Source organism: Streptomyces sp. NPDC104581 (assembly GCF_055583685.1).
Window position 1 is genome coordinate 1 of the sequence record NZ_JBVJNN010000035.1, and the last position, 15453, is coordinate 15453.

Annotated in this window: 11 protein-coding genes; 3 read left to right on the forward strand and 8 right to left on the reverse strand. The window is 73.5% G+C overall.

What is annotated here, in order from left to right:
• Window positions 1–255 precede the first annotated feature (255 nt).
• Genes ACZ61E_RS24715 through ACZ61E_RS24725 form a run of 3 tightly spaced genes read left to right on the forward strand, consistent with a single transcriptional unit; the run spans window position 256 to window position 7180 of the window.
• Window positions 256–1434, forward strand: a complete 1179-nt coding sequence (locus ACZ61E_RS24715) for an ATP-binding protein (protein WP_469702041.1) — start codon at window positions 256–258, stop codon at window positions 1432–1434.
• A 14-nt stretch (window positions 1435–1448) separates the two neighbouring features.
• Window positions 1449–5231 (forward strand): vWA domain-containing protein, encoded by a 3783-nt coding sequence (locus tag ACZ61E_RS24720; protein WP_469702091.1) that lies wholly within the window; start codon window positions 1449–1451, stop codon window positions 5229–5231.
• The gene (locus tag ACZ61E_RS24725) at window positions 5228–7180 is read left to right on the forward strand and encodes a hypothetical protein (RefSeq protein WP_469702042.1); all 1953 of its coding nucleotides are present in this window, start codon (window positions 5228–5230) and stop codon (window positions 7178–7180) included. Before ACZ61E_RS24720 ends, ACZ61E_RS24725 begins: the two co-directional genes overlap by 4 nt.
• An 88-nt stretch (window positions 7181–7268) precedes the next feature.
• Here the strand turns inward: ACZ61E_RS24725 and ACZ61E_RS24730 are convergent, their stop codons facing one another.
• The 8 genes from ACZ61E_RS24730 to ACZ61E_RS24765 all read right to left on the reverse strand — a co-directional run bounded on the left by ACZ61E_RS24730 (window position 7269) and on the right by ACZ61E_RS24765 (window position 15332).
• On the reverse strand, window positions 7269–8783 hold the full coding sequence (locus ACZ61E_RS24730) for a PH domain-containing protein (protein WP_469702043.1): 1515 nt from the start codon (window positions 8781–8783) through the stop codon (window positions 7269–7271).
• Entirely contained in the window at window positions 8780–9277 is a 498-nt protein-coding gene (locus ACZ61E_RS24735; RefSeq protein WP_469702044.1) for a PH domain-containing protein, read from the reverse strand. The genes ACZ61E_RS24730 and ACZ61E_RS24735 overlap by 4 nt, the downstream gene beginning before the upstream one ends.
• 4 nt (window positions 9278–9281) lie before the next feature.
• Entirely contained in the window at window positions 9282–10961 is a 1680-nt protein-coding gene (gene pgi / locus ACZ61E_RS24740; RefSeq protein ID WP_469702045.1) for a glucose-6-phosphate isomerase, read from the reverse strand.
• Between the two features lie 69 nt (window positions 10962–11030).
• Window positions 11031–12212 (reverse strand): MFS transporter, encoded by a 1182-nt coding sequence (locus ACZ61E_RS24745; protein WP_469702092.1) that lies wholly within the window; start codon window positions 12210–12212, stop codon window positions 11031–11033.
• Between the two features lie 193 nt (window positions 12213–12405).
• On the reverse strand, window positions 12406–12741 hold the full coding sequence (locus ACZ61E_RS24750) for an RNA polymerase-binding protein RbpA (protein WP_003957010.1): 336 nt from the start codon (window positions 12739–12741) through the stop codon (window positions 12406–12408).
• 179 nt (window positions 12742–12920) lie between these two features.
• On the reverse strand, window positions 12921–13157 hold the full coding sequence (gene secG / locus ACZ61E_RS24755; RefSeq protein ID WP_469702046.1) for a preprotein translocase subunit SecG: 237 nt from the start codon (window positions 13155–13157) through the stop codon (window positions 12921–12923).
• A 155-nt stretch (window positions 13158–13312) separates the two neighbouring features.
• Complete coding sequence (gene tpiA, locus ACZ61E_RS24760; protein WP_469702047.1) at window positions 13313–14113, reverse strand: triose-phosphate isomerase; 801 nt, start codon at window positions 14111–14113, stop codon at window positions 13313–13315.
• Between the two features lie 7 nt (window positions 14114–14120).
• A complete protein-coding gene (locus tag ACZ61E_RS24765) occupies window positions 14121–15332 on the reverse strand; it encodes a phosphoglycerate kinase (protein WP_469702048.1) in 1212 nt (403 codons plus the stop codon).
• Window positions 15333–15453 lie beyond the last annotated feature (121 nt).

Genomic DNA, 15453 nt, shown 5'->3' on the forward strand with positions numbered 1-15453 from the left:
GACGGCCAGGGGGGGGGGGGGCTCCCCCCTCCCCTCCCCCCCCCTCCCCCCCCCCCCCCCCCCCCCCCCCCCCCCCCCCCCCGGCCGGGGCGGCGCGCCCCCCCGGCACCCCGAACGGTCACACCCCACTCCCCCGCTCGACACCGCACGACATCCGGGACCGGCACTCCGGCCCGGCCGGAACCCATCACCCCGCGGGACACGGCGCCGTGCCGCGCGCCACGCCCCGCCCCTCGACGAACAAGGAATCAGCGCATGACGACCCGGACAGACACCCTGACAGCGAGCCGGGAGACCGCCCCCGCGACCCGGCAGTCGCTGCCGGCCGAGGAGCGGTACGCCACCGAACTCGCCTTCCTCGCCGCGTACGACGACGGCCCGCGCCCGCCCGGCTGGGCACTGACGCCGCGCGCCGTGGTCACCTTCATCTGCGGCAGCGACGGCGAAGCCCTGCGGCTCCCCGGCACGCACGCCGGACTGCCCGCCCGGCTGACCGTCCCGGCCAAGTTCATCGGCGAACGCGCCCTGGTGGAACGGTGCGTGGTCACCCTCGTCGGTGAACGCGGTCTGCTGCTGGTCGGCGAGCCGGGCACCGCGAAGTCGATGCTCTCCGAGCTGCTGAGCGCCGCCGTGAGCGGCACCAGCGCCCTCACCGTGCAGGGCACCGCCGGCACCACGGAGGACGCCTTCCGCTACGGCTGGAACTACGCGCTGCTGCTCGCCCAGGGCCCCACACCGCAGGCGCTGGTCGCCTCCCCGGTGCTCACGGCCATGCGGACCGGCCGGGTCGCCCGGATCGAGGAGATCACCCGCTGTCTGCCGGAAGTGCAGGACGCGCTCGTGTCGATCCTCTCCGACCGGCGGCTCAGCGTGCCCGAACTCGCGGGGACGGACGACGCGCAGGCCGCGGCCGTCCCCGGTTTCAGCGTGATAGCGACGGCCAACCTCCGGGACCGGGGCGTCTCGGAGATGTCGGCCGCGCTCAAGCGGCGCTTCAACTTCGAGACGATCCACCCCATCGCCGACGCCGACGCCGAGACCGCGCTCGTACGGGATCGGGCGACGGCCGCCGTGGAGCGGGCGGGCACGGCGTACGCGGTCGACGACGCCGTACTGGACGTGCTGGTGACCGTCTTCCGCGATCTGCGGAACGGACGCTCGGCCGAGGGCTGGGACGTGGAGCGGCCCGGCACGGTGATGTCCACCGCCGAGGCCGTGCAGGTCGCCGCCTCGCTCGGGGTGGCGGCGGCCTATCTGCCCGGCGGGGATCCGCTCGACCTGGTGCCGGGCCATCTGCTCGGTGTGGTCCTCAAGGACGACCAGACGGACCACGGGCGGCTGCTGGGTTACTGGGACGGTCCGGTACGGCGCCGCGCCGAGGACGGCGCGGCGATGTGGCGCCGCCTCTGGGACCTGCGGGAGAACCTGCGTTGAGCGCCGCCCCGGCGGTGGACGCCACCGCACACGACACCACCGCACACGGCAGCGGCGGCGACCCGCGGGAGGCGGTGGACGCGCTCGCGGGCTCGCTGGAGCCGTATCTGCTCGGGATACGGCACCACAGCCCCGCGCTGGCCGCCGCGCTGCCCGCGTTGCTGGACGCCTCCGGCGCCGACGTGCTCTGCGTCGAGTTGCCGGCAGACTTCCAGCCGTGGCTGGCCCATCTCGCCGACCGGGGCACCGTGGCGCCGGTGGCGCTCGCCGGGGCCGATCCCGACGGGCGGCTCGGCTTCTACCCGTTCGCCGACTTCTCACCGGAGCTCGCCGCCGTCCGCTGGGCCAGGGACCACGACGTCGAAGTGCGCTGCTGCGACCTGCCGTTGTCCGATCCGGGCTGGACGGCGACGGGGCCGGACACCGGCCGTGACGACGGTCCGGGGTTCGCCGCCGCGCTCGGCTCCGCTGGCACCGGCCGCGAGGGGGACGACCTCTGGGACCGGACGGTCGAGGTCCGGGCGCCCGGCTGTGAACCGGAGGCCGTACGGCGCGCCGCGCTCGGCGTGGGCTGGGCGCTGCGCCGCGACGCGTCGGCGCGGGGCGGGGTGGCCGCGTCCGACCTCGCCCGTGAGGCGCACATGCGCCGTGTGATCGCCGAGGCCGCGGGCGGCAGCCGCCGGGTGGCGGTGGTCGTCGGCGCCTTCCACGCACCGGCGCTCCTGACACCGCGCGGGGAGTTCCCGACCGGGACCGGCGGGGCCGACGGGACCGGCGGGCAGTGCGGGACGAGCATGCAGGGCCGGACCGGCGACGCGGAAGGGGAGGCCCGCAGCGGCGGGGCTCCCGCGCCCGGCCCGCTCGCGGCGGCCGGGCGCGGCGGGCGGAGCGGTCCGTCGCCGAAGGCCGGTGGCGGGGCAGGGGCCGGTGACGCCGTCACCGCTCCCGTCACCTCTCTCGTGCCGTACACCTTCGCCCTGCTCGACTCCCGTTCCGGCTACCCCGCCGGGATACGGGATCCGCGCTGGCAGCAGGCCGTCTTCACGGCCGGCGGGGTGCCCGAGCGGGTGCGTGACGCCGCGGCGACCGCCATCACCGGGCTCTGCCGGACGCTGCGGTCCGCCGGGCACACCGCCGGCACCGGCGAGGCCGTGGAGACGCTGCGCCTCGCCGACGACCTCGCACGGCTGAGGTCGCTGCCCGCCCCGGGGCGCGGCGAGCTGCTGGAGGCGGTCACGACCGTTCTCGGCCAGGGCGAACCGCTGGGCCGCGGCCGGGCCCTGGCACGGGCCCTCGAAACGGTCCTGGTGGGTACCGACCGGGGCCGTGTCGCGCCCGGTACGCCCCGTTCCGGCCTGGGCCCGGCCGTGGAGGCCGAACTGACCGCGCTGCGGCTCCCGGGCCCGGAGAGCCCCGAGTCCCGGGAGGTACGTCTCGACCCGCTCCGGTCGGAGCTGGACGGCCGCCGCGAGGTCCTGCTGAACCGCCTCGACGTGTGCGACGTCGGCTACTGCACCCCGGGTGAGGTGGCCCGTACGGGAGATTCCACCGGACTGAGCACCCGGTGGCAGGCGTCGTGGACACCGGTCGTCCCGGCCCGGCTCGATCTGGTGGGCGTCCGCGGCGTGACCGCAGCCGTCGCCGCGGCCGGAAAGCTGCGCGAGACCGCTCACGCGCGGTACGCGGAGGGCGGGCCCACCGCCGCGTCGATACTCACCGGGCTGCGCGACGCGGCCCGGTGCGATCTGCCGGAGCTGGTCGCCGAACGTCTCGACGAGGCCGCCGACGTACTGCCGTCCTCGGCCGCGCTGCCCGAACTCCTCACGGCACTCGACCTGTTGCACTCCCTGCGGCAGGGGCATCTGCCGGGCACCACCACCGGCACCCGGCGCGCCGCCGCCGAACTCGCCGTGGTGCTGCTGGAGGCCGCCGTACGGGGGCTTCCCGGTCTCGCGGGCAGTGACGACCCGCAGGACGCCGCCGCCCTGGTCGCTCTCGCCACCCGGGCCGGCGAACACCGCCTCGGTCTGCGGATGGACGACGCGCTGGGCACCCTCGCGGCGTCCGGTTCACCGGTCATCCAGGGAGCCGCGGCGGCGACGCGTGTCCTGCTCGACCTCGACGCGCCGTCCGCCATGGGCGACCGGGTCGCGAGCTGGATCGACCGGGCATCCGGGCCGGACGAACGCCGCCGTCTCTCCGGGCTGCTCACCGGTCTGCTGACGGCCGCCGGACCGCTCCTCCAGTCGGCCGAGGCCGCTCTCGCACCGCTGTTGGACCGGATCGACGCCCTCCCCGACCAGGGTTTCCTCCACCGGCTCCCGGCGCTGCGCGGTGGGTTCGACGTCCTCACGCCCGCCGACCGGGGCCGGCTGCTCCGTACGGTCACCGAACGCCTCGGCGACCGCCCGGACCTGACACTGAGCGCGCCACCGGAACTGGTCGCGCTCTGGACGGCGGCGGACGCCGCGGGACTCGCCGCGCTGACCGCGCTGAAGCTGCCCGTCCCGGTCCTGCCCGAGAGGGCGCCGTCGGGGACGGCTCCGGAGTCCGCGTCCGGGCCGCCGCCACAGGGCACGCCGGAGGAGCCGTCGCGGTCGGCGTCGCCGCTTCCTTCGACGGGACCCGTACCCGCGCGTACCCGCGGCCCCGTGGACGAGACCCGGCGTCTCTCGCCCGCCGACCGCTGGCGGCTGCTCCTCGGCAGGGAGAGCGACCGGCTGCCCGACGACGCCCGCCGCTACGCGTACGCGCTGGACGAGCTGTACGGCGCCGGGCGTGGCGAGGGCTCCGCGGACATCGCGTCGGGGCCGCCCGGCGCGGGCGGCGACGCGGGCGGCCGGGGCAGGTCCTTCCCCACCGCCCGCGAATGGGCGGAGGAACTCGACGCCCTGTTCGCGACGGACGTGCGCGAGGAGGTCCTCGCCAGGGCGGCGGACGCCGGCCGTACGGAGGTGATCGCGGAACTCGACCCCGCGCACGTCAGACCGTCGATCGAACTGCTCACCTCGGTCCTCTCGCTGGCCGGGGGCATGCCCGAACAGCAGCTGGCGAAGCTCCGGCCGCTCGTGCGCCGGCTGGTCGACGAGCTGGCGAAGGAGCTCGCCACCCGGCTGCGACCGACCCTCACCGGTCTGGCCGGCCCCCGCCCGACGCGCCGCTCCGGCGGGAAGCTCGATCTGCCGCGCACGCTGCGGGCCAACCTGGCCCACACGCGCCGTCTCGACGACGGGCGGACCGTCGTCATCCCGGAGAATCCGGTGTTCGGCACCCGCACGAGCCGTGAGTCGGACTGGCGGCTGATCCTCGTGGTGGACGTCTCCGGATCGATGGAGGCGTCTGTCATCTGGTCGGCGCTGACCGCCGCCGTCCTGGGCGGCGTGCCCACCCTCTCCACCCACTTCCTCACCTTCTCCACCGAGGTGATCGACCTGACGGACCGGGTCGCCGACCCGCTGTCGCTGCTCCTGGAGGTACGGGTGGGCGGCGGTACGCACATCGCGGCCGGGCTCGCCCACGCCCGTTCCCTGGTGACGGTGCCGAGCCGCACCCTCGTCGTGGTCGTCAGCGACTTCGAGGAGGGCTACGGGGTGGGCGGGCTGCTCGGTGAGGTCCGTTCACTCGCCGCGTCCGGCGTCCATCTCATGGGCTGCGCGGCGCTGGACGACACCGGCGCACCGCGCTACTCGGTGCCGGTCGCGCAGCAGCTCGTGGCGGCCGGGATGCCGGTCGCCGCCCTCAGCCCTCTCGCCCTCGCCCGCTGGGTGGGCGACCGACTCCGCGGGGAGAACCGATGACGCCGTCCGTCCAGACCGTCGTGCTGCCACCGGTCGCCGCGGAGGTGGTTGCCGGTGCGGTGGAGGGTCTGACCTCCCGGCTGAGCAGGAAGCTCGACGCGGCGATCGAGCGGTTCGGCGCCGTGCCGCCGACCACGGCCGACCCCGACGGCGGGGGTGACGGCGGCATCAGTGTGAGATGCGGCGAGGACGCGGTGGTCGTGCTCTCCCCCGGCCCGTCCGGGACGGTCAGCGATCCCGCCCAGGCGCGGTGCAGCTGTCTGCTCGCGCCGCGCTGTCTGCATCTGGCGGCCGTCCTCGGGGCGTGCCCGGTGGCCGATCCGCTGGACGCGCCCGAAACGGCCGCCGGGGACACCGAGGGCACCGGAGGCGCGGGAGTCACCGGAGGGGACGGCGCCGCGACGCCGGTCGGCGCCGGTGCCGGTGCCGGAACACCGGCGCCCGGCGAGCCCGGAGCGTCCGTGGCTCCCAACGGGCCCGCCGCACCGCCCGCCCCTCTCAGCCCCGCCCGGATCGCCGCAGCGGCCGGGCTGTGGTCAGCCGCGACGGCCGTGCTCGCGGCCGGTGTCCCCGCCGCGGGCGCGATACCGCAGGCGGAGCTGTTGCGCGCCGCCCACACCGCCCGGCTGGCCGGACTGCACCGTGCCGAGGCCGCCGCCCTGCGCGTGGTGCGCGGCCTGCGCGAAGCGCGGGCGGGCCACGCGGGGCACCGGCTGGCCGACCTGGTCTCGGCCCTGCGTGAACTCCTGCTGACCACCGGCCTGTTGGCGGCGGGCGACGGCTCCCCCGAACTCATCGGCACCGCCCGGCGCGGCTACCGGCCGGGGGGCGCGCTGCGGGTCCACGGCGTCTGCCGGGAGCCCGTGATCAGCGCCACCGGGTACGGGGGCGTGGTCACCCATCTGCTCGGCGAGGACAACCGCTGGTTCTCGGTCGCCGACGTCAGACCCGGCGGTTCGGCGCGTGCGCGAGGCGCGGCGACGGCCCCGGTCTCCGTCGGTGCGACGGTCCTCGACCACGCCCGGCTCTCGCGCGGCGGTCTGCTGATCAACGGGGCGACGGTCTCGCACGACGGCCGGCTCGGCTCCGGCAAGGGGGTCAGGTCGAGCCCGGTCGCCGGTCTGCCCTGGTCGTCCGGACCTGCCGCCGCGCTGTTCGCCCGCCGGCCGGCCGAGACCGTGGCCGGGCTGCTCTCGGCCGGGGACGGCACGGAGGAGGAGCGGGCCGCGCGGATCGGCGAACTGATCGGCTGCGACCTGGTGATCACGGGAGCCGTGGGGGATCAGCTGCTCGCCCGTGAACTCCCGCGTCCGGACGCCGGCACGGCGAGGGGGCCGCTGATCCGGCTGATGGCCGCACACCCGCATCCGGACCTCGCCCACACGGCCAATCTGCGGCGGCTCGCCACCCGCCCCGGTCTCCGTGTCCGGGTGGTGGGCCGGATCGACCCCGATCGCGCCGCCACGCTGCGGCCCCTGGCCGCCGGGCCGGTGCCGGGCGCCGAGGCGACCCTGCGGCTGCCCGAGGAGTGGCTGGACCGCGCCGACCTCGGCTACGACCGTCTTCAGGGGGCGCATCTCCCGCCGGCCGACCTCTGCCCCCCGACGGAGCCGGAGTCCACGGGGCCCGACGTGCTGGCCGACTCCCCCGTCTGGCGGGTCCGACGTCTGACCGAACTCGCCGTCACCGGCGGGCGCCGGGCGGTCGCCGAGTCGGCCCGTGACGGTGGCTCGCGCGGTGACGCCGCCGCACTGCGGGCCACGGGGTTCCACACCGCCGCCGAGCTGAGCGGGACCCTGAGCTCCGAGGCGGACCGCCGCACCCGCGACACCTTCGGCCGGATCCGCGACGACGGGGCGGACCGCTACGCGTCCGCGTGGCTCGCCGCAGCTTTCCATCTCACCAGTACGGAGCGGGCGTTGGTCGAGGCGAGCTGGGCCGGGCGGTAGTACCACCGGGCGGTGGCAGCACCGGGCGGGCCGCCTCGCGGCCCGCCCGGCGAGCGACCTGAGAGGGGCGGCGCCCCGAGGCCCCCCGCTACTTCTCCAGGAACGGTTCCAGCAGCCCCGGCACGGCCCGCGCCGCGAACTCCAGCCCCTCGCCCTCCGCGGCGTCGTACACGTCGTACGCCCCGGCTCCCGCCGCCGTCGTCGCCGTGAGCGTCAAGAGCCCGGCCCGGCGCTGGAAGTACGACTGCTTGACCGTCCAGCCGATCACACCGCCGCGCTGAAGGGCGACGGTGGAACGGCGGACCGTGCCCGAACGAGCCACCAGATAGCCGTCGCTGAGGCCGTGGCCGAGACTGCGGTACGCGTCCAGCGCGAGCAGCACCGCGAGGGGCAGCAGCACCACCGCGCAGCCGGCGGCGACGGCGAGCAGTACGTCGCTGAGGAGCAGCCCGGGAATCAGCAGGAGAAGCACCGGCGCCAGCGCGGAGCCCACCGCCCAGCGCAGCCGTCTGCCGCGCGCGGCGGGCGGGTGCGCGGTCAGCCCGGCCGCACCGGTCGGGGACGTGGTCTCGCGCAGGACCCGCGCGGCCACCTCGTCGGCGGCGGCCCTAGGCGCGGCCGGCAGCAGTGTCCTGAGGTCGGTGTGCTTGTCGTCGTCGTCCTGGGTCAGCCCCGTGGCGACGGCGTCGACACGTGCGGCGCCGACGAGCCGCACGCCCAGCGGCTCGACCAGTTCCACGCCCCGCAGCCGGCGTTCCTCCATGGAGACGGAGCGTGCGGTGAGGAGACCCCGCCGGACCCGCAGGGTGCCGCCGGGCTCGCGATCCAGCCGGTAGTTCCACCACATCTCGACCCAGAGGCCGAGCGAGCCGGCTATGCCGGCGAGGAGTGCCGCGACCACGAGCACCAGGACCATCATGGGGATCGACGTGTCGCGGAACCGGTCGCCGATCCAGTCGATCACCTCGTGCTGCACCCCGAACCACTCGCTGACCTGCATCACACCGCCCGCCGCCGCCCCGCCCAGCAGGGGCGCGACGAAGGAGAGGGGCGCGTACCGGATCCAGCGGGGGTCGAGGACGGCCAATGTGCCGTCCCCGTGGGCTCCGGCGGTGCCGGAGGGGGTGCGGTCCAGCAGTTCCGTACGGAGCCGTTCGCCCTCCGCGCGGGTGACCGGGTCGAGTTCCAGGGTGGATTCGCCGCCGGTGTGCTCCCCCGTCCCGATCCGGACCTTCACCAGGCCGAGTATCCGCAGCAGGGGATTGGCCGTGAGATCGACGCTCCTGATCCGTTCGCGGCCCAGTGAGCGGCGTTTGACCAGGAGCAGCCCGGTGTGGAGTTCGGCCCGGTCGGGGCCGATGCGGTAGCGGGTCCGGCGCCAGCGGACGTAGTCGCCGCCGATGCCGCAGACGATCAGCAGGAGGGCCGCGGGCAGTACCCAGGCGAGCGCGCGGCCCACCCCCGTACCGCCGGACAGGCCGACCGCGGTGGGCACTCCCGCGCCCGTCGCCACGCCGGTCATGACGGCGGCGGTGACCAGCAGGGTCCGCCGGTCGAGCTTGCGCCACTCCTCACCGGGCGCGGGGTCGGCCGCCGTGCTCACGTCGCGTCCCCGGGCGTGGCCCGGGTGATGTGGGTGAGCCGCTCGGCCAGTTCGGCGGCCAGCTCATGGCCCAGCCCCTCGATCCGTACGGCTCCCTTGGAGGACGCGGTGGTGACGATGACGGTGGAGAGCTTGAACAGCTGCTCCAGCGGCCCCCGTACGGTGTCGACGGTCTGGATCCTGGACATCGGCGCGATCCGCCACTCCTGCCAGAAGTAGCCGGTGCGGACGTAGACCGCCTCGTCCGTCACCTCCCAGCGGTGCACCCGGAACCACCAGACCGGCATGACCACCGCGCAGGCGAGGCCGAGCACGGCCAGGACGGCGGCGGGCCCCAGCAGCCAGACACGCGCCGGGGCTATGAGCGCGCCCAGCACCGCGAGGACGGCGACCGGCGCCAGGGTGAGCAGCAGCCACTGCGCCCGCCACCAGGCGACCGCCCTCTCGTTCAGCGTGTTGTTGGGCGGCCTGAGCCGCCGCTCCCCCTCCGTCATCGGCTCAACGCCCCCGCAGCGCCCGGTACTTCTCGACCAGCTCCGCCGTCGAGGCGTCCAGCGGCCTGTCGGCCTCGCTCTCCCGTCCGCCGTCGATCTGGGTGAGGATCGGCTCGATCTCCTTGGCGAGGACCTTGCCCAGCTCCACACCCCACTGGTCGAAGGAGTCGATGTTCCACACCGCCCCCTGGACGAAGACCTTGTGCTCGTAGAGCGCGATGAGCTGGCCGAGCACGGAGGGGGTCAGCGACTCGGCGAGGACGGTGGTGGTCGGGTGGTTGCCCCGGAACGTCTTGTGCGGCACGAGGTCGTCGGGGACGCCCTCGGCCCGGACCTCGTCCGGTGTCCTGCCGAAGGCGAGCGCCTGGGTCTGGGCGAAGAAGTTGGCCATCAGCAGGTCGTGCTGGGCGACCAGCCGGTGCGGGAGGTCGTCGACGGGCCGGCCGAAGCCGATGAAGTCGGCGGGGATCATCTTCGTGCCCTGGTGGATCAACTGGTAGTACGCGTGCTGGCCGTTGGTGCCGGGGGTGCCCCAGACAACCGGTCCCGTCTGCCACTCCACGGGCTCGCCGTCGCGGTCCACGGACTTGCCGTTGGACTCCATGTCGAGCTGCTGGAGATACGCGGTGAACCGGGACAGGTAGTGGCTGTACGGCAGGACGGCGTGCGACTGGGCGTCGAAGAACGCCCCGTACCAGACCCCCAGCAGGCCGAGCAGCAGAGGCGCGTTGGACTCGGCGGGCGCGGTGCGGAAGTGCTCGTCCACGAGGTGGAAGCCGTCGAGCATCTCGCGGAAACGCTCGGGTCCGACGGCGATCATCAGGGAGAGCCCGATCGCGGAGTCGAACGAGTACCGGCCGCCGACCCAGTCCCAGAACTCGAACATGTTGGCGGTGTCGATGCCGAAGTCGGCGACCTTCTCGGCGTTCGTGGAGAGCGCGACGAAGTGTCTGGCCACCGCGTCCTGATCGCTCCCGAGCTCGGTCAGCAGCCAGTTGCGGGCCGAAGTGGCGTTGGTGATGGTCTCGATGGTGGTGAAGGTCTTGGACGCGATGACGAACAGTGTCTCGGCGGCGTCCAGATCGCGTACGGCCTCGTGCAGGTCGGCGCCGTCGACGTTCGACACGAAACGGACCGTCAGATCGCGGTCGGTGAAGGACCTGAGCGCCTCGTAGGCCATCGCGGGGCCGAGATCGGAGCCGCCGATCCCGACGTTGACGACGTTACGGATGGGGCGGCCCGTGTGGCCGAGCCATTCGCCCGCCCTGACCTTCTCGGCGAAGGCGGCCATCTTGTCGAGGACGGCGTGCACACCGGGCACGACGTTCTCACCGTCGACCTCGACGACCGCGTCGCGCGGGGCGCGCAGCGCGGTGTGCAGCACCGCCCGGTCCTCGGTGGTGTTGATCCTCTCACCGCGGAACATCGCGTCCCGCAGCTCGGCGACGCCGGTGGCCGCCGCCAGTTCACGCAGCAGCGTGAGCGTCTCGTCCGTCACCAGATGCTTGGAGTAGTCCAGGTAGAGGTCACCGACCTGGAGCGTGTAACGGGTGCCGCGCGCCGGGTCATCGGCGAACAGCTCCCGCAGACCCGTCTCCCCCAGCTGCTCACGATGCTTTCCCAGGGCGCTCCACTGGGGCGTCCGGTTGAGCCTGGCGCGGCCATCTGCCTTGTTCTCGGACATCTTGCTTCAGCCCACTTCTTCTCGTACGTGACTGCCTGCGTGAGTGCGGTGCCCAGCTGCCCTCCCAACCTAATTGATCAGAGCGCCGAGCGACGCGACACCGAGCGTGAAGGCACCGGCCGCCAGCAGCGCGGGCGCGTTGAGCCCCCAGGCCCCCGCCACCAGCCCGCCGAGCAGCGCGCCGAACGGTGCCCCGGCGACGGCGAGCGTACGGAAGGCGGAGCTGATCCGGCCGAGCATCCCGGCGGGGCTGCGCTCCTGGACCAGCGTCGCCTGGTTCACGTTCCAGACCATGCCCATGACCGCGAAGACCGCCATGGCCGCGATCGCCGCCGTGAGTTCACGGACGGTCCCGAGCACGGTCAGCGCACAGATCTGGACGATCCCGGCGACCAGGACGCCGCGTATCCGCCCGATCCGGGCCGAGAGCCGCGGTGCGACCAGTCCGCCGACGACACTGCCGGCGCCGAACGCCGTGATGACCGCCGCGTATCCGCCGCTGCCCGCGTCCAGCCAGCCGGTGACGTGCAGGACCAGGGTCGCGATCAGGGCGCCCATGCCGACGTTCGACAGGGCGGTCGCGACGGACAGGCCGCGCAGCGCGCGGTCCCGCCACAGGGCGCGCATGCCTTCGGCCATCTCCGCGCGCAGCGTGCCGCCGGCCGCCTTCGGTGCCCTGGCCGGTGCCTCGGTCCGCAGGGAGGCGATGAGCAGCGCGCCGACGGCATAGGTGGCGGCGTTGGCCGCGAACGGCGCGGAGGCGCCGAGGACCAGCAGGGCGGGCACCAGCGGAGCCGCGAGGAAGCCGCCGGCGACCTGCTGTCCGGTCATCAGGCGGGCGTTGGCGGCGGCCAGCGTGTCCCGGGGGACGACGGCGGGCAGCAGGGCCGTGGCCGCGTTGTCGAAGAGTGTCTGGAAGGTCGTCAGCAGGAAGGCGAGGACGAGCAGCAGGGCGATCGTGCCCTGTCCCAGCGCGACGGCGAGTGCGAAGCCGGCCATCAGCACACCGCGCGCCAGGTCGACGGCCCACATCGCGCGCCGTTGGTCGACGCGGTCCGCGACGGCGCCGCCCAGCAGGCCGAACAGCAGCCAGGGCACATAGCCGCAGGCGGTCACCGAGGCGATGAGCAGCGGATCGCCGGTGAGCGAGGCCGCGAGCAGCGGCAGCGCGGCGGTCCGCAGCGAGTCCCCGAACCGGGAGACGACGGCGGCGCCCCAGAGCCGTCCGAATCCCCCGCGCCACGCGGGCACCCGTGCCCGCGCCGCGGTCTTCTCCGCCGGCGCCGCTCCGTCCGTCGCCGGCCCGCTCGCCGCCGCCTCGTCCGTCGTCACAACTCTCCCTTTCGGTCCTCCTGTCCGGACCGTAGGGGATGGCACTGACAACCGGCCGTCGCCGAGAACGGCTCCGGCCGGACACCCCTGGGGTGTCCGGCCGGATCAATTCCTAGATCTCGCCGCGCAGTTTGGCGAGGGCCTCGGCGAGGATCGCCTCGCCGTCGGCGTCGCTGCGCCGCTCCCTCACATAGGCGAGGTGGGTCTTGTACGGCTCTGTGCGCGGTGGGTCGGGCGGGTTGTCCCGGTCCTGCCCGGCCGGGAAGCCGCACCGCGGGCAGTCCCACGTGTCCGGAACCTGTGCGTCGCTGGCGAAGCTCGGCTGCGTCTCGTGCCCGTTGGAGCACCAGAAGGAGATGCGCAGGCGTGGCGCGGACTCGCCACGCTCGGCCTCACCCATCGGCCCCGCTCCGACCCGGCTTCCCCGGATCGCGTTGCCACTTGCCACGGTCGTAACTCCCTGCGTGAATGGTGCCGCAAGCATCAAGCGTCGAGAGGCAGCTCCGCTGCGAGCGCCCCAGTCTACGTATGGCCCAACGCGCGTCCAGTGAGTGGAGTTACACCCCCACCGCCGGGACGCAGGGCCTCATGATAGGCCGCACCCCCGGCGCCGTACCGTACGACTGGTCAGTTGTCCAGCTTCATCAGCAGACCGAGCACGACAATGCAAGCGAACCAGGCCATACCGACCACGATGGTGATGCGGTCGAGGTTGCGCTCGGCGACCGAGGAACCACCGACGGACGACTGCATACCGCCACCGAACATGTCGGAAAGGCCGCCGCCCTTCCCCTTGTGCATCAGCACCAGCAGCATCAGCAGCAGGCTGAAGACGATCAGGGCGATCGAGAACCCCATAATCACGGCTGGACCCTACTTTCCGGAATTCTCTCGAAATGAATTAAATTCGGCATTTGACCGCGTTGAACAGGACCGCGACGGACAACGGGGGCCGGCGGCACGGGTGAGATGCCGACTCGGCCCCCGTCAGGGTACGACGGATCCGCGCCGTCGCATACTTACTGGTCGCGGAACCTGACGATCTTGACGAACTCCTCGGCGTCCAGCGCCGCACCGCCGACAAGGGCGCCGTCCACATCGGGCTGCGCCATGATCGCGGCGACATTCCCGGACTTCACCGAGCCGCCGTACTGAATGCGCACCTGGTCGGCCAGTTCCTGTGAGTACAGCTCCGCGAGCCGGGCGCGGATCGCTCCGCACACCTCCTGCGCGTCCTCGGGGGTGGCGACCTCGCCGGTGCCGATGGCCCACACCGGCTCGTAGGCGATCACGACGGACTCGGCCTGGTCGGCCGGGACCTCCTTGAGACCGCCGTCGAGCTGCGCGAGCGTGTACGGGACCTGCTCGCCCGCCTTGCGGACGTCCAGGCCCTCGCCGACGCAGAGGATCGGGGTCAGGCCGTGCTTGTACGCGGCCCGCACCTTGGCGTTGCACAGCTCGTCGGTCTCGGCGTGGTACTGACGTCGCTCGCTGTGACCGACGGCCACGTACGTGCACTTCAGCTTGGCCAGCATCGGCCCGGAGACCTCGCCGGTGTAGGCGCCGGAGTCGTGCGAGGAGATGTCCTGGGCGCCGTACTTGATCTTGAGCTTGTCGCCGTCGACCAGCGTCTGCACGGAGCGCAGATCGGTGAACGGCACCAGGACGGCCGTCTCGACCGCGTCGTGGTCCTTGTCACTCAGGGCGAACGCGAGCTTCTGGACGTGCGCGATGGCCTCGAGGTGGTTGAGGTTCATCTTCCAGTTGCCCGCCATCAGCGGGGTACGGGCGTTCTTCTCGGTCGGGGTTTCAGCTGCCATCAGTAGGTCAGTCCTCCAGTGCGGCGAGGCCGGGAAGCGTCTTGCCTTCGAGGTATTCGAGGCTCGCGCCGCCACCGGTCGAAATGTGGCCGAATGCGTTTTCGTCGAATCCGAGGATCCGGACGGCGGCGGCGGAGTCGCCGCCACCGACGACCGTGAAGGCGTCGGAGTCGATCAGGGCCTGGGCGACGGCCCGGGTGCCCTCGGCGTAGTCGGGGTGCTCGAAGACACCCATGGGGCCGTTCCAGAAGACGGTCGCCGCGTCGGCGAGCTTGGACGCGTACAGCCGGTTGGTCTCCGGGCCGTTGTCCAGGCCCATCGCGTCCGCCGGGATGGCGTCGACGGTGACCGTCTCCGGGTTGGCCGGCGCCTTCGTCCTGAGGTCCGGGAAGGAGGGCGCGACGAGTACGTCGACCGGCAGGACGAACTCCACGCCCCGCTCGTCGGCGCGCTTCAGATACTCCTGGACCGCGGGGATCTGGTCCTCCTGGAGCAGCGAGGCGCCGACCTCGTGGCCCTGGGCCTTGAGGAAGGTGTACGCCATGCCGCCGCCGATCAGGATGCGGTCGGCCTTCTCCAGGAGGTGGTCGATGACGCCGAGCTTGTCGGAGACCTTGGCGCCGCCGAGGACGACCGCGTACGGCCGCTTCACGTCCTCGGTCAGCTTCTTGAGCACGCCGACCTCGGTGGCGATGAGCCCGCCCGCCGCGTGCGGCAGCCGGGCCGGCAGGTCGAAGACCGAGGCGTGCTTGCGGTGCACGGCGCCGAAGCCGTCGCCGACGTAGAGGTCGGCGAGTTCGGCGAGCCGGTCGGCGAAGGCGCCGCGCTCGGCGTCGTCCTTCGACGTCTCACCGGCGTTGAAGCGCAGGTTCTCGACGACGGCGACCTGTCCGTCCCCGAGCGCGGCGACGACGGCCTTCGCGGAGTCGCCGACGGTGTCGGTCGCGAACGCGACGTCGGCGTCCAGGAGTTCACCCAGACGAGCGGCGGCGGGGGCCAGCGAGAAGGCGGGGTCGGGCGCGCCCTTCGGACGGCCGAGGTGGGACGCCACGATCACCCGGGCGCCGGCCCCGGCGAGCCTGGCGACGGTCGGCAGCACGGCGCGGATCCGGCCGTCGTCCGTGATGGTGGTGCCGTCGAGCGGCACGTTGAGGTCGGCGCGGACGAAGACACGCTTGCCGGCGACCCCTTCGTCGAGAAGTTCGTCGGTCGTCTTCATGTATCAGTGACTCCTTGAGAGCGGCTCCACGTCCCGCGACGTAGCGAGCACACAGAAGCGCGAGCACACACAGCACACAGACGACAGGGCCCGGTCAGCGCCACGTCGCGCCGCACGAGCC

Excerpts from the sequence above, each read along its gene's own strand:
- pgi (WP_469702045.1), bottom strand. The coding sequence starts at position 10,961 with ATGTCCGAGAACAAGGCAGATGGCCGCGCCAGGCTCAACCGGACGCCC.
- ACZ61E_RS24735 (WP_469702044.1), bottom strand. The coding sequence starts at position 9,277 with ATGACGGAGGGGGAGCGGCGGCTCAGGCCGCCCAACAACACGCTGAAC.
- ACZ61E_RS24765 (WP_469702048.1), bottom strand. The coding sequence starts at position 15,332 with ATGAAGACGACCGACGAACTTCTCGACGAAGGGGTCGCCGGCAAGCGT.
- tpiA (WP_469702047.1), bottom strand. The coding sequence starts at position 14,113 with ATGGCAGCTGAAACCCCGACCGAGAAGAACGCCCGTACCCCGCTGATG.
- ACZ61E_RS24725 (WP_469702042.1), top strand. The coding sequence starts at position 5,228 with ATGACGCCGTCCGTCCAGACCGTCGTGCTGCCACCGGTCGCCGCGGAG.
- ACZ61E_RS24715 (WP_469702041.1), top strand. The coding sequence starts at position 256 with ATGACGACCCGGACAGACACCCTGACAGCGAGCCGGGAGACCGCCCCC.